We start from the raw sequence: 21612 nt of genomic DNA, 5'->3' as shown, positions 1-21612 counted from the left end.
GCAAATTAAAAAAACCGTTTTTCTTCATGAATTTATTCACAAATCGAAAACTTTACTTACAGCACAGGCTCAGCAGGTATCGCCCCGGTTGCCGTATCTTGCCATGACTCTCGCGCAAGGCATAGAAGCCCTTCCACAAAGGGTGGCCGATAGCACCGAAATTACTTTTGAGGATAATGGCATACTGCTCTTGCGGAGGAATATGGAACTGCTTCAGATTGAAAAGCAACCCGTCCAGGTTGCGGTCCGTGCCATCCTGCGGCGGTTGCAGTTGCTCTATTTTCCGAAGATATTCCCCCTCCGCGGATGGTACATCCGCGCCCTCAGTGCCCCCGGTTCCGGGGGAACTATAGAGGAGGGGATTTTCTTTGCTGTGTTGTGATGTGCTATGCTCTGCTGTGCTATGTGTACCCGATGTCGCATTTTCGGGCTTAAATGCTGCACTTTCGGCAGCGGACGGCACGCTTCCATTGGCAGACGGCACTCTCCCGGTGGCAGTCGGCGCGGCATCGTCATCGCTCTGAGAATCATCCACCAGACAATAACGTGTGTCTATGGCGGAAGATTTCCGGCGCTTGGTACTGAACAGATACTGCCGCTGTATCTCGGCAGAAGTCAGGATGGCGTATTTGCCGAAAAGGACGGCATTGAAAATGCCGTACTCCACAGCCAGGGCAAGAATGCGCTTCACGTCGGCAGCCGTCTTTTCATAGAGGCAGGCGGAAAGGTCTTCGTAGAAAAGCTCGTCGGCACACACGTAATAGCCTTCGTCGGCATAAATACAGGAGAGGGCGCCCAGCAGAATGGCAAAGGAGCCGTCACCCTCACGCTTCATGATGCGGCGCACCAGACGGTCGTGTATAAAGTCTGTGTTCAAGGGGAAATAGTCAAGTCCCCGTTTTTTGATTCTGGACATGGTTTGATGATTAGGGGTTAGTGATTAGGGGGAGAGAGCGGCTTGTATCATTCTATATCACCTGCTTCGCATAGGCGTTTCCGCTTGCGGAGCACGCTTTCGCGCACTACCTTCAAAGCATTCAGAATAAGATACATACGAAGAGTACAGTCCGAAATTTCAGTGATGACCGGATAACGGAGGGGATTGCTTGCAGGAAGTGAGCGACGGTAGCGGGCGTTACTCATCGCCCTACGGCATTCCTTGCAATAATTGTCGGGGGCAAGCGTACGCTTGTCTACATAAAAAGAATCAACGGGCAGTTCTCTGTGGCAACATCCACAGAAACGAACATTTTTTTCAATAATCTGTTCCATAACCATTTTTTGTTAAGAATTAGTACAATAATATTTTTTTCGGCACGCCCCTGCCAAAGATGCTTGTAGGGGCTGTTTGCTGGAAGTATATATCCAGCGTATTCTATCTATACATCCAGCGCGTTGCATCTATACTTCCAACGCACCTCATCTATACATCCGGCAAGGTGGATGCCCATTTTTTCAAATTCGTAAGTATTTTTGCTAAATTCGGATGCTTCCGGATAAAAGACCAGATGTGTATTTTCCATAAATCCCTCCCTTTTATTTGCATTTATAAAACATGATATGTATTTTTGTCCCAACAAAGATAATGCTGTTTTCATTTATAAAACAAACAAATCGGGAATTAAATTCTTAAATAAGACGTAAGACAGTATAAATGAGGAGATAATAGTTTCTGAATAATTTACACGTAAAAACTGAAGAATATGGCGAATGACAAAGACCCGGTGTTTTGTGCGGCAGACATCATAAAACGTGCCAAACTGGCAAAAGAATTCAAGACAGACAGCGAACTTGCCGCCTTTCTGGGTATATCACGCTCCACACTGAGCAACTGGAACGCCCGCAACAGCATCGACTTCCCCCTGCTGCTGGGCAGCCTGGACGACGTGGACTACAACTGGCTGCTGACGGGAAAGGGCTCGCCTGCACATCATTCAAAATTCTGTGACAATGACTTGGTACAAGGTGAAGTGGAAATACTTCACACACCGAAAACTGCCGACCCTATGGACGACCGTAGCGTGACCCTCTATGACATCTCTGCCGCCGCCAACCTGAAGACACTGCTGGCTGACCGCCCGCAGTACGCCTTGGGGCGGATTGTAATTCCCAATATCCCTGTGTGCGACGGTGCCGTCTACGTCTCGGGCGACTCGATGTATCCCATCCTCAAGTCCGGCGACATCGTAGGCTTTAAGTCCATCCGCGACTTCACCGACGTCATCTACGGTGAAATGTATCTCGTCTCCTTCGAACGGGGCGGCGACGAATACCTGGCAGTGAAATACGTCAACCACTCGGAACGGCCGGACTGCATCCGTCTGGTGAGCTACAACAACCACCACGACCCCATGGACCTGCCGCTGGCGGCAGTCAATGCAATGGCCATCGTGAAGTTCTCGATAAGGAAGAATATGATGATGTAGAGGGCGGCATTATCACCGGAAATTTCGTAAGAAAGCTCCTGGCAAGGATTGTTTAATAAGTAAACAGAGAAATTATACAAAAAAAGCTTGTAATTTATTCTTTTATCTTATTTTTGCGATGCCATAGGCATAATAATAAGTATCCGGAAAAAAACATGCTTATTCCATCCAATAGAACAAAGAGGGAGTGCATTCTTTCAAGGTTATGTTTTCTAGTGCTTTCAGTATGGGTGTCCCTACCTTCCGCAGCACAGAACAATCCCTACAAGATAGACGATGCACTCTACCCCATCTACCAGCGGGCTTCCAAGCAGGCACGCCAGCAGGAGGGGTTGCTGGTGGCCGACACTTTGTATCAACAGGCTCTGAAGCTCGGTGACAAAAAAGCACAATGCCTGGCATACATCATCCCCCTGCAGTTCTATATATCCCAAAAAGATGATAGCAAAATAGAAAAGGCATCCACTGACCTGAAAGAGATTTCACGTGCCAATAACTATCTGCAATATTATTATCACGCTTGGAGCAGCGAAATCATCTACTTCCTGAACCAACAACGCTCATTGCTCGCCTTGCAGAAAGCGGAAAAAATGAAAAAGCAAGCTTTTGCCGACAGATACCCTTACGGTATCTTCAGCTGTATCCGAACCATGGGCCATATCTACAAATCACGCGGAAACTTCGACCTCTCCGCCCAATACTATCAGGAAGCCTTGGACTATATGCTGAAGAATATGCCCGACCAGGATCCCAGCCAACTATACTCAAGCCTTGCCGAATATTACCGTAACACCCAAAAAGATTACGCCACCGCACTGGACTATTGCGAAAAAGCCTTGAAGAGCGCCAAAACAGAACGGAACATAGCCCAAGCCATGATAGAGAAATGCCTGGTACTATTCCGGCAGGGACATATAGATGAATTCAACGACTGCTATAAAGAAGCCGTACAAATGGCGGACCGTTGCAAGCTCTCTGCCAGCGTTTCCCTACTGATGGCCCACATCAACAAGAACATACTGGACAAACAGTATGAGCAGGCCCATGCCCACGCTGACCAATTGTCCGAGGAAAGCTTGCAACAACATGCTTACATTTACGAATGCGCCAAAGACTATCCCAATGCCATCAAATGTCTGAGAAAATACCACCAGCAGCTGGATTCGACGAACAATCTGCTGCAACTGTCGGACATCGCCGAACTGAACACCCAGATAGGTGCCGAACGTCTGAAAATGGAAAACATACAGGCCACCTCGCGCTACCGCATCACTCTTTTCAGCATTGTCACCGGCTTTTTGCTGTTATCCCTGCTTTTCCTGATGCTCTACCTCCACCGCAAACGTAAAGTCAACCTCGAACTATGCCACAAGAACGAGGAACTTTCAGAAGCACGCGACCAAGCCGAAGCAGCCAACAAGGCAAAGAGCATCTTCCTGCAGAACATGAGTCACGAAATACGGACACCGCTCAACTCTATCGTGGGCTTCTCACAGCTCATCACTTCCCCCGACACGAACCTTTCCCAAGAAGAAAGGCAGGATTTCTGCCATCTCATACAGCACAATTCCGACCTCCTCCTCACACTGGTGGGGGACATCCTCAGCGCAGCCGAATTGGAAAGCAACAGATACACCATGAAGATAGCGCCGCACAATTGCAACAAACTCTGCCAGGAAGCCATAACCACCGTTGAACACCGCAAGCCCGAAGGCGTGAAGCTCTACTACACCTCCGAAGTGGACGACTGCTACGAACTGAGCACCGACGGGCAACGTGTGTGCCAGATACTCATCAACTTCCTTACCAATGCAGAGAAACACACCACACAAGGCGAAATCCACCTGCACTGCTCTCTCACAGAGAATCCCGGATACGTCACCTTCTCCGTCACCGATACCGGTACCGGCATTCCCCCGGAATACTCGGAAACCATCTTCGAACGTTTTGAAAAGGCCGACAACTTCGGGCAAGGCACCGGCCTGGGACTCAATATCTGCCGCCTCATCGCCGAACGGCTGAAAGGGAAAGTGCTGCTGGACAAGGAGTACAAGGAGGGGGCAAGGTTCGTGTTTGTACTGCCGGTGAAAAAATCCATTTGAAGAGCAAGACCAAAACAACAAAGGCTGCCTCTTCTGCATCCTCCGAAACATCGGTATCTGCAGAAGGGCAGCCTTCTATATAAATAGCCGTAAAGCTATGCTGATTATAAACCGAATGCGGCTTTCACCTTGTCCACATAATCCAGCTTCTCCCAGGTGAAGAGTTCCACTTCAATGTCCTTGTTGCCTTCGTAGCGGCTCTTGAAGTGCTTGACGATGGTCTGCGGCTCGCGGCCCATGTGCCCGTAGGCGGCAGTCTCCTGATAGATGGGGTTGCGCAGTTTCAGGCGGTCTTCTATCGCCTTGGGGCGGAGGTCGAACAGCTCGTCAATCTTACGGGCAATCTCACCGTCGCTCATATTGACGTGGCTGCGGCCATAAGTATCTACGAAGATATTGATGGGGCGTGCCACACCGATGGCGTAACTTACCTGTACCAGCATTTCGTCGGCAACGCCGGCAGCTACCAGATTCTTGGCAATGTGGCGGGCTGCATAAGCTGCGCTGCGGTCTACCTTAGAGGGGTCCTTTCCGGAGAAAGCGCCGCCACCGTGGGCACCCTTGCCGCCGTAGGTATCTACGATAATCTTGCGTCCCGTCAGCCCGGTGTCACCGTGAGGACCACCGATTACGAACTTGCCCGTGGGGTTGACGTGATATGTGATACGGTCGTTGAACAGTGCCAGCACCTTTTCATGATGGATGGAAGCAATGACACGCGGCATCAGAATCTCGATTACATCCCGGCGGATTTGGGCGAGCATTTCCTCGTCGGCCTTCAGCTGGGCGGCATCGCTGTCGTCGGCAGGCTGTACGAAGTCGTCGTGCTGGGTGGAAACTACGATGGTATCGATGCGTACGGGTGTGCCGTTGTCATCATATTCGATGGTCACCTGGCTCTTGGCGTCGGGACGGAGGTAGGTCATCACCTTGCCTTCGCGACGGACATCTGCCAGCACTTGCAGGATGCGGTGTGCAAGGTCCAGTGAAAGCGGCATGTAATTCTCCGTTTCGTTGGTGGCGTAGCCGAACATCATTCCCTGGTCTCCGGCACCTTGTTCCATGGGGTCCTGTCGCTCCACGCCGCGGTTGATGTCGGGGCTCTGCTCGTGGATGGCGCTCAGCACGCCGCACGAATTGCTCTCGAACATATACTCGCCTTTGGTATAGCCGATTTTCTTGATTACTTCGCGTGCGATGAGAGGCATGTCAACGTACGCTTTGGTTTTCACTTCTCCAGCCAGCACTACCTGACCGGTAGTAACCAGAGTTTCGCAAGCTACTTTCGAACTGGGGTCGTAGGCCAACAGTTTGTCAAGCACAGCGTCCGATATTTGATCGGCCACTTTGTCGGGGTGTCCTTCAGACACCGATTCGGATGTGAATAAATATCCCATTTCAGTTGAGAATTGATAGTTGATAATTGATAATTCAACGAATGGCGGAAGGAGGTGTGTGGAGTAGATGCATCCGGCACACAAACGTGCCGTCAGAAAAGGATGTGTTTTAGCATTTTTTTCTGTGGTTGCAAGCTACTCAAATCTCTCCACATATCGTTTTTCGGGGGCAAAGATAGTGCAAACCGAACGCAGAACAAAATGAACTTGTTCATTTTTTATGCTGAGGTGCAGCCTATCTTCGCTTTCCGGAGGCAAAGATAAAAAAGAAATCTTGTATCTGCGCTACAGATAGCAGAGATTAACACTGATTTTGCAACAATTCCCCGATTGTCTTTCCCAATACCGGATGCACCACGCCTGAAGCAATCTCCGCCAACGGCTCCATCACGAAACGGCGTTCCTGCATCAGCGGATGAGGAAGTTTCAGTTCGGGAGTATCCAGCAAAACGGGAGTACCGTCATCGGCAAAACAGAGCAACAGGTCGATGTCTATCACACGGTCGCTATACACTGCATTGACAGACTTATGCGTACGCCCCATCTCCCGCTCGATTTCCTGCGTCGTTTGCAACACCTCCAAAGGCACCAAAGCAGTGTCTACGCAAAGCGCGGCATTCAGAAAAGTATTATCGGAAGAAAAGCCCCACGGGGCAGTAGCATAAAAAGCAGATAGGGAAATCACTTCCCCTATCTGCTTTCTTATCTTTTGGACGGCCATGCGGAGGTTCTGCTCCTTATCGCCGAGATTGGTACCAAGACTGAAATAAACAACCATAATTACCGGTCTGTAATCAGCATCGCATCTCCATACGTACCAAAGCGGTACTCTTCCTTCAATGCCACATTGTATGCCTCCATCACCTGCTCGTAACCGCCGAAAGCGGCAACAATCATCAGCAGGGTACTGAGCGGCATGTGGAAGTTGGATATCATGGCATTGGCCACGGTAAAGTCGTACGGCGGGAAGATGAACTTGTTGGTCCAACCCTCGTATTCCTTCAAATGTCCGTCGGTGCTGACGGTGCTCTCGATGGCACGCATCACGGTGGTACCTACGGCACAGACTTGGCGGTTCAGGTCTTTAGCATGGTTCACAATCCGTACGGCTTCCTCGTTCACAATCATCTGCTCGGAGTCTGTCTTGTGCTTGGTGAGGTCTTCCACATCAATGTCGCGGAAGTTACCCAAGCCGGCATGCAGGGTGATGTAGGCAAAGTCAATACCCTTGATTTCCATACGCTTCATCAGCTCGCGGCTGAAGTGCAGGCTGGCGGTAGGCGCCGTAACAGCTCCTTCGTTGCGTGCAAAAATAGACTGGAAACGTTCGGCATCGTCCGGCTCTACGGGACGGTTGATGATACTGTGGGGCAGCGGCGTTTCGCCCAGCGCATAGAGCGCCTTCTTGAACTCATCGTGCGGACCGTCGTAAAGGAAACGAAGCGTACGCCCACGCGAAGTGGTGTTGTCGATAACCTCAGCCACCATAGAGTCGTCGTCACCGAAGTAGAGCTTATTGCCGATACGTATTTTACGGGCAGGATCCACCAGTACATCCCACAACCGGAGCTCTTCGTTCAACTCACGCAACAAGAACACTTCAATACGCGCACCGGTCTTTTCCTTGTTGCCGTACAAGCGGGCAGGGAAAACCTTGGTGTCGTTGAAGATAAACACATCTTTGTCATCAAAATAGTCCAGAACATCCTTGAACATCTTGTGCTCAATCTCACCCGTCTTACGGTGCAACACCAGCAGACGTGACTCGTCTCTGTACTTCGTGGGGTGCAAAGCTATCTTCTCTTCGGGAAGCTTGAATTTGAATTGCGACAGTTTCATAATTAGTTATGAGTTATAAGTTATTTATTATTTATATCAGTCTGTTTTTAGTTATAAGAGGGTATGAGTTATCCGGCAGTATGCTACACTTCATAGCAAATAACTTATAACTAAATATCTATCTCCTGCGCATCTATCCACTCTTTGAAATCGAGGGGATTGAGGCAGTCCACCAGCCGGACATCGCCTACACGGGTACGCTCCAAGGCGGTGAGGTGGGCACCGCTCTGCAAGGCTTCACCGATGTCACGTGCCAAAGCGCGAATATAGGTTCCTTTACTACATACTACGCGTACTTTTATCCACGGTTCGGCAATGCCCAGTCCGTCGTCCAACAGCTCTATCTCGTCGATGACGAGCAACTTGGGTTTCAGCTCTACCTCCTCTCCCTTGCGGGCAAGGTCGTAGGCACGTTTCCCGTTCACCATACATGCCGAGAAGGCGGGAGGCACTTGCTGTATCTCGCCGATGAACTTCTTCAGCGTCTCCTCCACCAGTCCGCGGGTAATGTGTTCCGTGGGATAGGTAGCATCTATCTCATGTTCCAGATCGTAAGAGGGAGTGGTGGCGCCCAACCGGATGGTGGCGACGTACTCCTTCGTGTGATACTGGAATTCCTCAATCCGTTTCGTGGCCTTGCCCGTACAGACTATCATCACCCCCGTAGCAAGCGGGTCGAGGGTACCGGCATGGCCTACTTTCAACTTCTTCTCCTTTATCCGCCGGCAGATGTGGTAACGCGCATGTCCCACAACCTTGAACGATGTCCATCCCAGCGGTTTATTGAAATAGAGGACTTCTCCTTCTTTAAAATTCATTGGCCTCTCCCCTAACCCCTCCCCGGTAGGGAGGGGGATAAAATGGTACAACTTAATATTTTTCTCTTATTGATTTCCGGAGTAATCAGTCTTTCCCCCACACAAGGAGGGGACTTTAGCTTAATATGAGCGTTATGACACCGGCTATCGCGCAATAGATGGCAAAATAAATCAGCTTGCCCTTCTTCACAATATTTATCATCCACTTGCAGGCCAGGCAGCCCGAAACAAAAGCAGCCAGGAAACCTACCACCAGCGAAAGCGTCGGAATATCCCCTGCAACCGCCTCACCTTTCATCATCTTCATTCCATCCAGCAGTGCCTCGCCCAGGATGGGAGGCATCACCATCAGGAAAGAGAACTGTGCCAGCTTCGCCTTGTTGTCGCCCAGCAACAGACCGGTTGCAATGGTGCTGCCCGAACGGGAAAGCCCCGGAAGCACCGCGCATGCTTGTGCCAGACCGATGATAAAGGCATCCTTCATGCTGATGTTCTCCTTCTGCTTCGGCTTATAATAATAGGAGAAAGACAGCAGCAGAGCTGTCAGCAGCAGGCAGCAGCCCACAACGACCAGTCCCGAACCGAAAATGGCCTCTACTTCGTCCTTGAAAAATACCCCCACAATGCCGATAGGTATCATGGATACCAGTATATTGATGACGTAACGTGTCTCCTCGTTCATCTGCCACTTGAACAGTCCCTTGAAAATCCAGTCAATCTCTTTCCAGAGTATCACCAGCGTACTGAACACCGTAGCCACATGTACCACTATCGTAAAAGCAAGATTCTCCTCTCCCTCAATACCGAACAATGCCGAACCGATGGCGAGGTGTCCGCTACTGCTCACCGGCAGATATTCGGTCAGTCCTTGAATAAGCCCAAGGATAAGCGCTTCAAACCATTCCAATTTGTTTAAGTTTTTAAGTTCTTGAGTTGCCGGAGGGGCTGTCCGGAAGCTCTGTTACTACTTTCTTTCTGATTATTTTTCAGACGCAGATAACGCAGATGACACGGATTTCTAATATTCCAATCTGCGTCATCTGTGTAATCCGCGTCTGAAAGTTTACTCCTCTGCACAACAGCTTTTAGGCTTGCGCAGCACGGCATATATCATGAACACAAACCCCAGCAGGCAAACTACCGGAGCCACCTTGATGCGTCTCACACTAAAAATGTCCGGCTCAAAGGTCGTCGGGGTAGACACGGGGCCGGTCATCAGAAGAAAACCAATGATAACCACCGCCATTCCGATGCCAAGCAGGATAAAATTGGTCTTATCAAAAGCGAATTTCTCTTTACTCATCTATACATTTACTATTTTACTATTTACAATTTACTATTTGGAGGCTGCGATAACAGTACTTTCTCTCTATGCACTTCAAGGCGTTAAATATAATACAGTGTGCTTGCCTTCATCCTCAGATATTTGTTGATGGAAAGCAAAGCGCACAGCCACGTAATAAGTACACCGAACACCAGCACGGCACCCGACACCAGCACCATCACCTCGGGCGTAATCACCTTGACCAACTCCGGTTCGTAGGACACCAGCCAATAGGCGGCTCCCCACAGAATGCTGTCGGCTATGAAAGCGGCCAGCACACCTATCCAGAAATTGCGCCGCAGAAACGGACGACGGATGAATGCCCAGCTTGCTCCCACCAGCTTCATGGTGTGGATAAGGAAACGCTTGGAATATATAGCCAGACGGATGGTGTTGTTTATCAGCGCAAAGGAGATAAACGTCAGTATCACAGCCAGCCCCAGCAGCATCAAGCTGATATTCCTTATATTATCGTTCACGGCATCTATCAAGTCTTTCTGATAGAGCACTTCCTGGATATTGGTATTCTTTTTAATCAGTTTCTCTATTTTGGCGATGCTGTCCGAATTGGCATAGTCGGAATGCAGCTTGATTTCGATGGAGGCAGTGAAAGGATTGTAGCCGAGGAACTCTTGCGGGTCCGTACCCATCGCCTCAGTCTGCTCGCGGAGTGCCTGCTTCTTGGAAATGTATTCCGTCTGCTTCACAAAAGCCTCCTTGTCCAGCCTCTTCTGAAGCTTCAGGATGTCGCTCTCCTTCATGTCGTCACTGACAAGCACGGAGAAACTGATGTTCTCCTTGACGTACACGGAAAGATTATGAGCCGCGAGCACAAAGAATACAACCAGCCCCAACAGCAGTAACACCAGCGTCGTACTGATGCTGGACGTAATGAACTGCATGTCAAAATAGGATACCGAGTTATTCTTTGCTTTCATTATATCAATTATAAGTTACGAGTTACAAGCTACAAGTTATGTAAATCAGTCGCTATTAATCATTAATCATTAATCATTAATCCCTAATCCCTTTTCTCACCCTTTCTTCCTGAACACGTAAATCATGGAACTGCTGCGTTCCTTCTTCACCAACGCGCTGAACCAGGCCAGTGTACCGGTCACCATTCCCCGCAGGAAAGTACACGAGTGCCTCATGTGCTTTTCTGTCAGCATGGAGACGTAGAAGGCATCGAACGGCATGGGATGCCGCTCTGCCATGATGAAACCATGCTTGGAACCGAATTGCTGGATGGTGCCCGGTGTGAAGTGCCACAAATGGCGGGGCACATCGTAGGCAGCCCAGTAAGCCCCGTATTTCTTTGCGTCGAAAGAGGAGCAGTTGGGCACAGCTACAATCAGTACCCCCTTTTCAGTCAGCAGGGAGTGCAAGGTTTCCCACGTTTCGTTGAGGGGTTCCAGATGTTCCATGACATGCCATAGGGTGATGACGTCGAAACTGCCCGGTGCAAAATCTTTCAATGCCGTATGGGGTTTCACATCCAGATTGAAGTGTTCTTTGGCAAAGGCACGCGCCTGCGCACTCTTTTCCACAGCTTCCACCTGCCAGCCGCGACGCTGCATGGCATCGGCAAAGTAACCAGTCCCCGTACCCAAATCCAGCAGGCTGCCCTCCTTGCGGTGTGCTTCACGGACCACAAGACGTGCCTTGCGTCCCAGCATATAGTTGCGCACCCAGTGGTACACGGAGTTCATCGCCCCCTTGCGGGTATCGGTATGTGAAATGTAATCAGGAGTTTCGTAGTAACGACCGATTTCAGCCTCCACGGGAAAGTCTTGCGTGAAAAGGAAACCGCAATCCCGGCAGCGGCATAAGTGGAACATTTCGCCCGAGGCATAATGGTCTACACATGTCAGGGCACGCTCCAAATGCGTTCCACCACATAACGGACAAGCTTTTATAGTGAGTTTATTCATCGAACGTTCTGCCAATAAGGAAGTGCAGCCCGAATGAAACAGACCACACCATACCTAAATTTGGTGCAAAATAACAAATAAAAAGTGATTTATAGGGTTTCCATTAAGGAGATTTAAGAAAACAAACGCTTGCTCCGGCCAGCTGGCGGAACGAATGACCAACTGTTCGATATTAAGCGGACAACTGTCCGATAATGAACAGTTTTCGAAAGCATCTATTCATTGATTATCAACAACTTAAATCTTTGGCATGGGAATTGACTATAATTAGGCGAAGGCGTTTGAGAAAAAGATTAGTTGGAATGCAACTTTTTAATCGGGAACAACGTCTAAAAGAAACAGAGTAAGTAACAACAATTAAAAATAAAGATTATGAAAACTACAAATTTATTCAAGGCAGTCGCATTCGTAGCAATGACTATCGTAAGCGTTATGAATACAGAAGTGAAAGCTCAGGAAAACAACTTCATCACCAATGAAGAAGTGAAAAACGAATTAGTAGTTGCCAAGACCATCTTTAAGCAAGACGGTGCACAACTTTACCGGCACATCCGTTATGAATACTCTTATGACGACCAGAAACGCCTGACCTGCAAGGAAGCCTCCAAGTGGGACGGTACAAAAGACGAATGGACACCTTACTTTAAGATGACATACCAATATGGCAATGATGAAATCACCATGTCCTACGCACGTTGGAACGAGTCTCACAAGGCTTATGACAAAGACATGAAGAAAAGTGTGTATGAATTGAACGATGAAAACATGCCGGTAGCTTACAAACTCTACAATCAGGACGCGCCAAAGTCCGAATTGACCCTGGTAAGCTACAACAAGACCGACTACGTAGCGAATATTCTGGCCATGGCAGAATAAAATTTAAAGTTTATAATATGAAAAGCACGAGCCTCACGGCTCGTGCTTTTATTCTATATACCGGTGTCATCATACTGATGTCATCGAGACTTTTCTATCCCGTCAGCCGGCTACCTCTTCTCCTTTCAGCGTAGCCGAACTGGATTCGGTAACCTTCACCATCACAAAATCGCCCACACGGTGCGTGCCACGGTCAAACACCACCACACGGTTTTGTTCCGTACGGCCGAACAACTGGTCACGACTACGTTTGGAAACACCTTCCACCAGCACCTCGTACGTCTTGCCCACGCAACGGGCATTCGCCTCGGCAGAGAGACGGTTTTGTAAGGCGATGATTTCATTCAGACGGCGAATCTTCACCTCCTCGGGCACATCGTCCGGCAGGTACTTGGAAGCATGCGTACCGGGGCGTTCGCTGTACTTGAACATAAAGGCGGAATCGTATCCGCACTCCTCCATCAGCGAGAGGGAAAGCTGGTGGTCCTCCTCCGTCTCACTATGGAAACCGGAGAATATATCCGTAGATAAGCCACAATCGGGGATGATGCGGCGGATGGCTGCCACGCGGTCCATATACCACTCGCGGTCGTACTTGCGGTTCATCAGCTTCAGGATGCGGCTGCTCCCACTCTGTACCGGCAGGTGGATGTGCTTACATACGTTGGGCATGTCGGCAATGACCTGGAGAGTTTCGTCGCTCATGTCTTTAGGGTGCGAGGTAGTGAAACGGATACGTACGCCCGGCGCTGCCTCTGCCACGGTGCGCAGCAGCATTGGAAAAGTAATCGTCTCTCCGTCCGGCTTCTCGAAGCGATAAGAATTGACGTTCTGTCCCAGCAGGGTGACTTCCTTATAACCCTTTGCCACGAGGTCGGCCACTTCATTGAGGATGCTTTCCACATCACGGCTACGCTCACGGCCACGGGTGTAGGGAACGATGCAGTAAGTACAGAAATTATTGCACCCACGCATGATGGAGACGAAGCCGGAGATGTGGTTTCCGCAAATGCGCGAGGGGATGACATCCCGATAGGTCTCTGTGGTGGAGAGCTCCACGTTCATTGCTTTCTCACCGGCCTCTACCGAGGCAATCAGTTCGGGCAGAGTAAGGTAGGCATCCGGCCCCACCACCAGGTCCACATGATGGTTGGTGATTAAGTCGTCCTTCACACGCTCTGCCATACAGCCCAGCACACCCACTATCAGGCCGCGTTTCTTCTTCTTGAGCGAGTGGAAGAACTCCAGACGGTTCAGAATCTTCTGCTCCGCATTGTCGCGGATGGAGCAGGTGTTCATAAACACTGCATCGGCTTCCTCCAGGGTGTCGGCCACCGAATATCCCGCCATCTGCATGACGGATGCAATCACTTCACTGTCGGCCACATTCATCTGGCAGCCGTAAGTCTCGATAAACAACTTCTTGTTGTCATCAGCAGTTGCAGATTTAAAGTCTGCTCCCGTTACTTTTTCCATAATCAGTTCGTTTAAAATCAGTTTATATCATAAGTTGGTATCTGTCATCCGGAGCGCAAAGATACTTCTTCCCTCCCAATAAACGGATGAAATGAAAGAAAAATGCCATTACAAGTTGTCAATCTGCGCCTTATCAGCTAATTTATGTTAAGAGAGCAAACATTTTCCGAGTGTTAATTTGGCATAGAGCAAATTAATTCACAAATTTGTAGAATGAAAGAAACATTAGATTTTTTCATAGTTAAGGTTTAGGTTAAAAAAATTAAGGGGAGCTGTGAAGCTGCCCTTTTTTATTACCAATTCCTTGGCTGTAATCAGATTAAATAATTAACTTTGCCCAAAAGCAAAGATAAGAGATAATTGCACTATCTTTGGGTGGAAAATCAAAAAGAATATGGAAGATGTCTTCAAGTTTCTGTTAGTTGCGGCTGTCATAGTAATCGGACTCGTCAAGCAGTTTAAGAAAGAAGCAAATAAAAATGCTGACAAGAGTCCCGACATACCTATGCCCGACGTTGACAACCCACTGCCCGAATACTGGGGCGGAGATACTTACGGAGGCTTTATTCCCGAAGGCCCCAAGCCGGCAGAAACGCCCAAGCCGGTATCCAAACCGTCTGCCAAATCCAAGCACACTTCCATAAAGGCTTCCCCTCCCTCCCCGGCATCCCGTCCGCAAGAATCCGATGAAGTAACGTCCGAATACGGCATCCACTCGGCAGAAGAAGCGAGGAAAGCCATCATCTGGTCAGAAATACTTCAACGGAAATATTAAAGACAGTCGATAATTGCAGAACCAATTACGAGCCCCTTCAGAATCTTTACACGAAAAAATAACTATTTATATTATGGCACTCAATTACATTTCGGCAGCAGAAGCTGCGAGCCTCATCAAACATGGCTACAACATCGGCTTGAGCGGATTTACCCCCGCAGGAACAGCCAAAGCCGTTACGGCTGAATTAGCAAAAATCGCGGAAGCAGAACATGCAAAAGGAAACCCGTTCCAGATAGGTATCTTCACCGGTGCTTCTACCGGAGATTCCTGCGACGGTATCCTTTCACGCGCCAAAGCTATCCGCTACCGTGCTCCTTACACCACCAACGCCGATTTCCGCAAAGCCGTGAACAACGGTGAAATAGCCTACAACGACATCCACCTTTCACAGATGGCTCAGGAAGTCCGTTACGGTTTCATGGGAAAAGTGAATGTTGCCATCATCGAGGCATGCGAGGTTACTCCCGACGGCAAAATCTACCTGACGGCAGCCGGCGGTATCGCTCCGACTGTCTGCCGCCTGGCCGACCAGATTATCGTGGAACTGAATGCCGCCCACAGCAAGAACGCCATGGGCCTGCACGACGTCTACGAACCCCTCGACCCTCCTTACCGCCGCGAAATCCCCATCTACAAACCGAGTGACCGTATCGGCCTGCCCTACATCCAGGTAGACCCGAAAAAGATTGTCGGCGTAGTGGAGACCAACTGGCCGGACGAGGCACGTTCGTTTGCCGCCGCCGACCCGCTGACCGACAAAATCGGACAGAACGTGGCCGACTTCCTTGCCGCCGACATGAAACGCGGAATCATTCCGCCTACCTTCCTGCCGCTACAATCCGGTGTGGGCAACATTGCCAATGCCGTATTGGGTGCTTTGGGACGTGACAAGACCATCCCCGCTTTTGAAATGTACACAGAAGTCATCCAGAACTCCGTTATCGGACTTATCCGCGAAGGCCGCGTGAAATTCGGCAGCGCCTGCTCACTGACCGTAACGAACGATTGTCTGGAAGGCATCTACCAGGATATGGACTTCTTCCGCGACAAGCTGGTGCTCCGTCCGTCGGAAATCTCCAACAGCCCGGAAGTGGTGCGCCGACTCGGTGTTATCTCCATCAACACCGCCATCGAAGCCGACATCTACGGCAACGTGAACTCCACGCACATCGGCGGAACCAAGATGATGAACGGCATCGGCGGAAGCGGTGACTTCACCCGCAATGCCTATATCTCCATCTTCACTTGTCCGTCCGTTGCCAAGGAAGGTAAAATCTCGGCTATCGTGCCGATGGTTTCGCACATGGACCACACGGAGCATGACGTCAACATCATCATCACCGAACAAGGTGTGGCCGACCTCCGCGGCAAGAGTCCGAAAGAACGTGCACAAGCCATCATCGAAAACTGTGTCCATCCGGACTACAAGAACATACTGTGGGATTACCTGAAGCTGACCGACGGCAAATCACAAACTCCCCACGCTCTGCGCGCCGCACTGGCTATGCACGCTGAGCTGGCCAAAAGTGGAGACATGAAGAATGTAGACTGGGCACAGTATAAATAAACCGCTCCCTCAAAGGCGGAGAGAAACCGCCCGAAAGATATGCCGCGTTGCATGTATATTTCCGGTTTGCTGGATCTATATATGCAACGCGTTGCATATATAGATGGAACACGCTGCATCTATAGTTCCAACAACAAGCTATTTCAGTACCTACTACATCCCTGCATCAATTCCTGGCAAAACCTCCTTCTTACCGGTAAACTCACTATCTTTTGCTTCAGTTTCCTTTTCAGTTTCTTCAATCGATCTCTCACCGAGCCAACACTTATCGTTCGCATTGAGTGAAAAACTGCAATAATTTGTCCAGAGAAATACTTGCCTCCATTTGATCCCTCCTATTCATTGAAAACGGGCTGTCCTGGAATCACTTCCCGGACAGCCCTTCCTTCACATTTAAAATGAAGATGCAGAGAGAGTAGTATGATGACACTCTATTCCTGACCTCCTCCTAACGCCTTGTAGAGGTTAATCAGGCTTTGTATTTCAGAAAATCGATTTGCCGTCTGTGCCAGTTGTGCGTTGAGCAATGTCTGCCGGGCGGTAAGCACCTCCAGATAGGTGGTGTTGCCATGCTCCATCAGCAGGGAAGTGCTGCGGGCAGCTGTCTGCAAGGAAGCTACCTGCTTGTCCAGCAGTTCGCTTTTGGATAGGCTTGTCTGCCAGGCAGTCAAGGCATCGTTCACCTCGCTGCCTGCATTCAGCAATGTCTGCTGGAAGGCAAGGGAAGCCTCCTCCTGCTGGGCACGGGCTATGCGGTACTGTGCAATGACCTGCCCGCGGGCAAAGAGCGGCTGCGTCAGCGAACCCACTGCCGAAGCCAGGAACTTGCCGGGATTCACAATCATTGAACCGGCAGAATTGGTCCAGCCCGCACTCCCGCCCAGCGTGATGGAGGGATAGAAGGCAGAGCGCGCCGCATTGGTGCCGTAGAACGCCGCTTCCAGTGTCCGCTCAGCCGAACGGACATCAGGACGGCAGGAAAGCATCTGAACAGGAATCCCTATAGAAAAGCCCACGGGGAACTGCTGCTCTGCCAGCACACCGCGCTCGTAATGACGGGGCGTCTCTGCCAGCAACAGCGCAAGGCTGTTCTCCACCTGGTTTATCTGTTCTTCCAAATCAAGCACGGAAGTCTGCACCTGATAGTACGTGGCCTCCATCTGCGACACGGCGGATTCGTTCGCCATGCCCGCATTCATCAGGGCACGGGTGGAAGCAACGGTTTCCCGCCACGTCTCTTCGGTCTGCCTGGAGATGGCAAGCTGCTGGTCCAGCATCAGCAGGGTATAGTAAGTATTGGCTATCCCGGCAATGAGCTGGGTACGCACGGCCTGGCGATAGTCCTGACTCTGCGCATAGAGCGCCTTCGACTGTTTCTTGGCATTGCGCATGCGACCGAAAACATCCAGCTCCCAACTGGCAGTAACGGGCAGCGAATAGGTCTGTGTGGCCTTGCGGCTGTCAAAGCTGCTCACCGTGCCCTGCGGCGCAAGGGCAAAGGAGGGCAGGAAGGCAAGCTTTGCGGACAGCAGGGTGGCTTCGGCCTCTTCCACGCGAAGCTGTGCCGACTGGTAGTCGGTATTGTTCTGCAACCCTTGTCCGATGAGTGCCTGCAGATGCGGGTCGGTGAAAAACTCGTGCCAGTCCATGCCGCCCAGGCCAAGGTCCAGGCTGTCTTCGGTGGCAGCCGGAGAACCGGCGAGGCTCTCCGTAAAAGCTGCCATTTCTTCCCCATAGAGGCCGTCGGGGACCTCGGTAGCGGGTTTGTATTTGGTGTACACGCCGCAACTGCTGAACAGCAAACCGGCGGCGGACAATAGGATGATATGTTTCTTCATTGTTCCAATCTGTTTTTATTTTATTTTCCTCAATCTTTCGCCCGTTCTGCCTCACTCTTCTGCTTTTCAAGCAATACCTGCATATCGGCTTCTTCCTCCATTGGCGGACGAACCTTCTCCTGTAAGTACTCGAAGATGATGTAGAACACCGGAACGACGAAAAGCAGCGCTAGCGTTCCGATGAGCATGCCGCCTACTACGCCCGTACCCAGCGAAGAGTTACCGTTGGCGCCCGCACCACTCGAGAACATCAGCGGAAGCATACCGAATATCATCGTCAGCACCGTCATCAGGATAGGACGCAAACGGACCTGGGCGGCCGAATAAGCTGATTCCACAATGCCCATTCCCTTGCGGCGCCGCTCGATGGCATACTCCGTAATCAGGATGGCCGTCTTGGCGAGCAAGCCAATCAGCATAATCACACCCGTCTGCAAATAGATGTTGTTCTCCAATCCCAGAACCTTGGCAAAGAGGAATGAACCCATCAGCCCGAACGGTACGGAGAAGATGACCGCAAACGGTATCAGGAAACTCTCATAAAGACATGCCAGGATGAGATAGATAAGGAAGATACAGATGGCATAAATAAAGACAGTCTGCGCACCACCAGTATTGGCTTCCTCACGTGCCATACCTCCGTACTCGTAACCGTAGCCCAGCGGCAATGTCTGTTCTGCCACTTCCGCAATCACTTTCTGCACTTCACCGGACGAATATCCTTCTGCCGGATTCACATTAGCGGCGATAGCGCTGTACAGATTGAAACGGTTTGCCGTCTCCGGACCGAGCACCTTGTTCAACGTCACGAACTGGCTGACCGGAGCCATCTCCGTACCGTTGCGCACAAACATATTACCCAGTGCCTGTTCGTCCAGACGATATTCGGGCGATGCCTGCATCATGACGCGGTACACCTTGCCAAACTGATTGTAGTTGGAAATATAGGCACCGCCGCAATAGCTGCCCAATGCGTCGAGCACCGCACCCGGCGAGATACCCGCACGCTTGCACTTGGCAGCATCCACATCTACCGATACCTGCGGGAAATTCATGGCATAAGAGGTATACGCCATAGCCACTTCGGGACGCTGGTTCAACGCACCCAGAAACTGTATCACTGCCTCGTAGAACGTAGCCATGTCACCACCCGTTCTGTCCTGCAGGTTCAGCTCCAGGGAGTTACCCATACCATAGCCCGGAATCATACCCGGCTGGAAGCTGAATATCTGTGCCTCCTTCACACCGTAGAACTGTGCATTGAGGCGGGCCACCACAGCGTCGGACGTGTGTTCGCTCCCCTTCCGCTCGCCCCAGTCCTTCAGACGGATGATGATGGTACCGTAGGAAGTGCCCTGACCGGACATCAGTCCGTATCCTGCCACCTTGGAATAGTGTTCTATCTCGGGAGTGTTTTTCAGGATGTCCTCCAGCTTGTTCATCACCTTCGTGGTTTCTTCCAGCGTGCTTCCCGGAGACGTGCTGACGTTCACCATGATGACACCCTGGTCCTCCTGCGGCACAAGCCCCGTCTTGGTGGTACTCATCAGGTAAACCAGCAATACGACGGTAGCCGCCAATGAAGTCCACACCATCCAGCGGTGGTGGATGAAGAACATCACACCTTTCTTATATTTGCCCAGCACGGCGTTGAACGAGGCATTGTATGCCGCACGCACCCGTCCGTTGATGCTCTTCGCACTCTTCGTACCGTCCGACGGACGCATCATGATGGCACACAAGGCGGGACAAAGCGTCAATGCCGAAATCATGGAGATGCCCACCGCCGTTGCCATCGTGACACCGAACTGCGTATAAAACACACCCGAAGTACCACCCATAAACGTCACGGGGATAAACACCGCCATGAACACGCAGGTACAAGAGATGATAGCCATCGTCACATCGCCCATCGCATCCTTCGTGGCAAGGTAGGGAGACTTATATCCGGCATCGAACTTGGACTGCACCGCCTCCACCACCACGATGGCATCGTCCACCACCGTACCGATGGCAAGCACCAGCGCAAACAGCGTCAGGATGTTGAGACTGAACCCCGCAGCCACCAGGCAGGCAAACGTACCGACCAGCGACACGATGATGGAGATGGACGGTATAAGCGTACTCTTGAAGTCCTGCAGGAAGAAATACACCACCAGAATTACCAGTATAATGGCAATGACCAGTGTCTCCACCACATTGTGTATGGAAGCGAAGAGGAAGTCGTTGGAACTCATCATCGTCACAAATTCCGTCCCTTCGGGCAGGCTCTTCCTCATCTCGTCTATCTGTGCGGTAATCTGCTTGTTGACGGCGGTTGCGTTGGAGCCTGCCGTCTGGAACATCATGAAAAGTACCGCCGGCTTGCTGTCCATCTCACTGCGGAAACTATAGGTCAGCGTACCCAGCTCCACATCTGCCACGTCCTTCAGACGGAGCACGGAACCGTCACTCTGCGAGCGTACCACCGTGTTCTGGAATTCCTCCACACTCTTCAGGCGTCCGCGATACTTCATCGTAAACTGGAACACGTTCTTTGAATTCTCGCCCAGCGAACCGGTAGGCGCTTCGATGTTCTGCTCGCCCAATACGGCGGTCACATCCGAAGGAACCAGTCCATACTGCGCCATCCGTTCCGGTTTCAGCCAGATACGCATGCTGTATGTATCGCCCAGCTCCATTACATCACCCACACCTTCGATACGCTTAATCTGCGGAATCACGTTGATATCGAGGTAATTGGCTAGGAAAGTCTGGTCGTAGCGTCCGTCGGTGCTTACCAAAGCACCGATTTGCAGGAAGCTGGTCTGGCGCTTCTGGGTAGTCACACCGATTTTCGTCACTTCGGCAGGCAGCAGTCCCTGCGCCTTGGATACGCGGTTCTGTACGTTCACCGCAGCCATGTCGGGGTCCGTGCCCTGCTTGAAGTAGACCTGTATGGTGGCAGAACCGGCATTGGTGGCGGTAGAGCTGATGTACATCATGTTCTCCACACCGTTGATGCTCTCCTCCAACGGCATGATGACACTGTTCAATACGGCTTCGGCGTCGGCACCGGTGTAGTTGGCGCTGACGTACACCGTGGGAGGTGCAATATCAGGATACTGTTCCACCGGCAGCGTAAAGAGCGAAATGAGCCCTATCACCAGAATCAGTACGGAGATGGAGATAGCCATCACCGGCCGTTTTATAAATATATTTCCTTTCATCTTAATGGGTCATTGATAGTTGATAAAA

General features: G+C 50.7%; 19 protein-coding genes. 5 read left to right on the top strand and 14 right to left on the bottom strand.

What is annotated here, in order from left to right; all coding sequences use genetic code 11:
* Positions 1-52: 52 nt before the first annotated feature.
* The 3 genes from DWZ67_RS18985 to DWZ67_RS18975 form a co-directional block, all read right to left on the bottom strand.
* Positions 53-916 (bottom strand): DUF4373 domain-containing protein, encoded by an 864-nt coding sequence (locus DWZ67_RS18985; protein WP_120139500.1) that lies wholly within the window; start codon positions 914-916, stop codon positions 53-55.
* 47 nt (positions 917-963) lie between these two features.
* Positions 964-1278, bottom strand: a complete 315-nt coding sequence (locus DWZ67_RS18980) for a hypothetical protein (RefSeq protein ID WP_008662326.1) — start codon at positions 1276-1278, stop codon at positions 964-966.
* Positions 1279-1379: 101 nt separating this feature from the next.
* Positions 1380-1523, bottom strand: a complete 144-nt coding sequence (locus tag DWZ67_RS18975) for a hypothetical protein (RefSeq protein WP_022400608.1) — start codon at positions 1521-1523, stop codon at positions 1380-1382.
* Positions 1524-1703: 180 nt separating this feature from the next.
* Here DWZ67_RS18975 and DWZ67_RS18970 point away from each other — a divergent pair, with 180 nt between their 5' ends.
* Both DWZ67_RS18970 and DWZ67_RS18965 read left to right on the top strand, forming a co-directional pair.
* Positions 1704-2426 (top strand): helix-turn-helix domain-containing protein, encoded by a 723-nt coding sequence (locus DWZ67_RS18970; protein ID WP_005825301.1) that lies wholly within the window; start codon positions 1704-1706, stop codon positions 2424-2426.
* A gap of 155 nt (positions 2427-2581) precedes the next feature.
* Positions 2582-4528: an ATP-binding protein gene (locus DWZ67_RS18965; protein WP_120139499.1), complete on the top strand. Its 1947-nt coding sequence runs from the start codon at positions 2582-2584 to the stop codon at positions 4526-4528.
* A 104-nt stretch (positions 4529-4632) separates the two neighbouring features.
* Here DWZ67_RS18965 and metK read toward each other — a convergent pair whose 3' ends face one another.
* From metK to DWZ67_RS18925, 8 genes are all read right to left on the bottom strand, one after another.
* Positions 4633-5925, bottom strand: a complete 1293-nt coding sequence (metK, locus tag DWZ67_RS18960; RefSeq protein WP_005825299.1) for a methionine adenosyltransferase — start codon at positions 5923-5925, stop codon at positions 4633-4635.
* 301 nt (positions 5926-6226) lie between these two features.
* On the bottom strand, positions 6227-6703 hold the full coding sequence (folK, locus tag DWZ67_RS18955; RefSeq protein WP_120027431.1) for a 2-amino-4-hydroxy-6-hydroxymethyldihydropteridine diphosphokinase: 477 nt from the start codon (positions 6701-6703) through the stop codon (positions 6227-6229).
* 2 nt (positions 6704-6705) lie between these two features.
* Entirely contained in the window at positions 6706-7764 is a 1059-nt protein-coding gene (queA, locus tag DWZ67_RS18950; RefSeq protein WP_005825296.1) for a tRNA preQ1(34) S-adenosylmethionine ribosyltransferase-isomerase QueA, read from the bottom strand.
* A gap of 110 nt (positions 7765-7874) precedes the next feature.
* Positions 7875-8582: a tRNA pseudouridine(55) synthase TruB gene (gene truB / locus DWZ67_RS18945; protein ID WP_120139498.1), complete on the bottom strand. Its 708-nt coding sequence runs from the start codon at positions 8580-8582 to the stop codon at positions 7875-7877.
* A 115-nt stretch (positions 8583-8697) separates the two neighbouring features.
* On the bottom strand, positions 8698-9489 hold the full coding sequence (locus DWZ67_RS18940) for an undecaprenyl-diphosphate phosphatase (protein WP_005825291.1): 792 nt from the start codon (positions 9487-9489) through the stop codon (positions 8698-8700).
* A gap of 156 nt (positions 9490-9645) precedes the next feature.
* Positions 9646-9885 carry a DUF3098 domain-containing protein gene (locus tag DWZ67_RS18935; RefSeq protein ID WP_008662319.1) on the bottom strand — a complete coding sequence of 80 codons (240 nt, stop codon included), beginning with the start codon at positions 9883-9885 and terminating at the stop codon, positions 9646-9648.
* Positions 9886-9968: 83 nt separating this feature from the next.
* A complete protein-coding gene (locus DWZ67_RS18930; RefSeq protein WP_005825286.1) occupies positions 9969-10844 on the bottom strand; it encodes a cell division protein FtsX in 876 nt (291 codons plus the stop codon).
* Positions 10845-10940: 96 nt separating this feature from the next.
* Positions 10941-11840, bottom strand: coding sequence for a class I SAM-dependent methyltransferase (locus DWZ67_RS18925; protein ID WP_120139497.1), 900 nt, complete (start codon positions 11838-11840; stop codon positions 10941-10943).
* 372 nt (positions 11841-12212) lie between these two features.
* Between DWZ67_RS18925 and DWZ67_RS18920 the strand changes: the two genes are divergently transcribed.
* Positions 12213-12716: a DUF3836 domain-containing protein gene (locus tag DWZ67_RS18920; RefSeq protein ID WP_005825281.1), complete on the top strand. Its 504-nt coding sequence runs from the start codon at positions 12213-12215 to the stop codon at positions 12714-12716.
* Positions 12717-12818: 102 nt separating this feature from the next.
* Here DWZ67_RS18920 and miaB read toward each other — a convergent pair whose 3' ends face one another.
* The gene (miaB, locus tag DWZ67_RS18915; RefSeq protein ID WP_008662310.1) at positions 12819-14192 is read right to left on the bottom strand and encodes a tRNA (N6-isopentenyl adenosine(37)-C2)-methylthiotransferase MiaB; all 1374 of its coding nucleotides are present in this window, start codon (positions 14190-14192) and stop codon (positions 12819-12821) included.
* Between the two features lie 394 nt (positions 14193-14586).
* Between miaB and DWZ67_RS18910 the strand changes: the two genes are divergently transcribed.
* Positions 14587-14967, top strand: coding sequence for a hypothetical protein (locus DWZ67_RS18910; protein WP_120139496.1), 381 nt, complete (start codon positions 14587-14589; stop codon positions 14965-14967).
* 73 nt (positions 14968-15040) lie between these two features.
* Positions 15041-16537 (top strand): acetyl-CoA hydrolase/transferase family protein, encoded by a 1497-nt coding sequence (locus DWZ67_RS18905; protein ID WP_016272225.1) that lies wholly within the window; start codon positions 15041-15043, stop codon positions 16535-16537.
* A gap of 431 nt (positions 16538-16968) precedes the next feature.
* On the opposite strand, the gene DWZ67_RS18900 is transcribed toward DWZ67_RS18905, so the two are convergent.
* Together DWZ67_RS18900 and DWZ67_RS18895 are read right to left on the bottom strand one after the other, a co-directional pair.
* Positions 16969-18375, bottom strand: coding sequence for a TolC family protein (locus tag DWZ67_RS18900; protein ID WP_120139495.1), 1407 nt, complete (start codon positions 18373-18375; stop codon positions 16969-16971).
* A 29-nt stretch (positions 18376-18404) separates the two neighbouring features.
* Positions 18405-21584 carry an efflux RND transporter permease subunit gene (locus DWZ67_RS18895; protein ID WP_005825274.1) on the bottom strand — a complete coding sequence of 1060 codons (3180 nt, stop codon included), beginning with the start codon at positions 21582-21584 and terminating at the stop codon, positions 18405-18407.
* Positions 21585-21612 lie beyond the last annotated feature (28 nt).

Origin of the sequence: Bacteroides sp. AF34-31BH (genome assembly GCF_003602795.1) — a bacterium.
GTDB lineage: Bacteria > Bacteroidota > Bacteroidia > Bacteroidales > Bacteroidaceae > Bacteroides > Bacteroides uniformis.
Note: the sequence above shows the minus strand (reverse complement) of the source record. Positions and strands in the feature narration are given on the sequence as shown.

Excerpts from the sequence above, each read along its gene's own strand:
- DWZ67_RS18985 (WP_120139500.1), bottom strand. The coding sequence starts at position 916 with ATGTCCAGAATCAAAAAACGGGGACTTGACTATTTCCCCTTGAACACA.
- DWZ67_RS18980 (WP_008662326.1), bottom strand. The coding sequence starts at position 1,278 with ATGGTTATGGAACAGATTATTGAAAAAAATGTTCGTTTCTGTGGATGT.
- DWZ67_RS18975 (WP_022400608.1), bottom strand. The coding sequence starts at position 1,523 with ATGGAAAATACACATCTGGTCTTTTATCCGGAAGCATCCGAATTTAGC.
- DWZ67_RS18970 (WP_005825301.1), top strand. The coding sequence starts at position 1,704 with ATGGCGAATGACAAAGACCCGGTGTTTTGTGCGGCAGACATCATAAAA.
- DWZ67_RS18965 (WP_120139499.1), top strand. The coding sequence starts at position 2,582 with ATGCTTATTCCATCCAATAGAACAAAGAGGGAGTGCATTCTTTCAAGG.
- metK (WP_005825299.1), bottom strand. The coding sequence starts at position 5,925 with ATGGGATATTTATTCACATCCGAATCGGTGTCTGAAGGACACCCCGAC.
- folK (WP_120027431.1), bottom strand. The coding sequence starts at position 6,703 with ATGGTTGTTTATTTCAGTCTTGGTACCAATCTCGGCGATAAGGAGCAG.
- queA (WP_005825296.1), bottom strand. The coding sequence starts at position 7,764 with ATGAAACTGTCGCAATTCAAATTCAAGCTTCCCGAAGAGAAGATAGCT.
- truB (WP_120139498.1), bottom strand. The coding sequence starts at position 8,582 with ATGAATTTTAAAGAAGGAGAAGTCCTCTATTTCAATAAACCGCTGGGA.
- DWZ67_RS18935 (WP_008662319.1), bottom strand. The coding sequence starts at position 9,885 with ATGAGTAAAGAGAAATTCGCTTTTGATAAGACCAATTTTATCCTGCTT.
- DWZ67_RS18930 (WP_005825286.1), bottom strand. The coding sequence starts at position 10,844 with ATGAAAGCAAAGAATAACTCGGTATCCTATTTTGACATGCAGTTCATT.
- DWZ67_RS18925 (WP_120139497.1), bottom strand. The coding sequence starts at position 11,840 with ATGAATAAACTCACTATAAAAGCTTGTCCGTTATGTGGTGGAACGCAT.
- DWZ67_RS18920 (WP_005825281.1), top strand. The coding sequence starts at position 12,213 with ATGAAAACTACAAATTTATTCAAGGCAGTCGCATTCGTAGCAATGACT.
- miaB (WP_008662310.1), bottom strand. The coding sequence starts at position 14,192 with ATGGAAAAAGTAACGGGAGCAGACTTTAAATCTGCAACTGCTGATGAC.
- DWZ67_RS18910 (WP_120139496.1), top strand. The coding sequence starts at position 14,587 with ATGGAAGATGTCTTCAAGTTTCTGTTAGTTGCGGCTGTCATAGTAATC.
- DWZ67_RS18905 (WP_016272225.1), top strand. The coding sequence starts at position 15,041 with ATGGCACTCAATTACATTTCGGCAGCAGAAGCTGCGAGCCTCATCAAA.
- DWZ67_RS18900 (WP_120139495.1), bottom strand. The coding sequence starts at position 18,375 with ATGAAGAAACATATCATCCTATTGTCCGCCGCCGGTTTGCTGTTCAGC.
- DWZ67_RS18895 (WP_005825274.1), bottom strand. The coding sequence starts at position 21,584 with ATGAAAGGAAATATATTTATAAAACGGCCGGTGATGGCTATCTCCATC.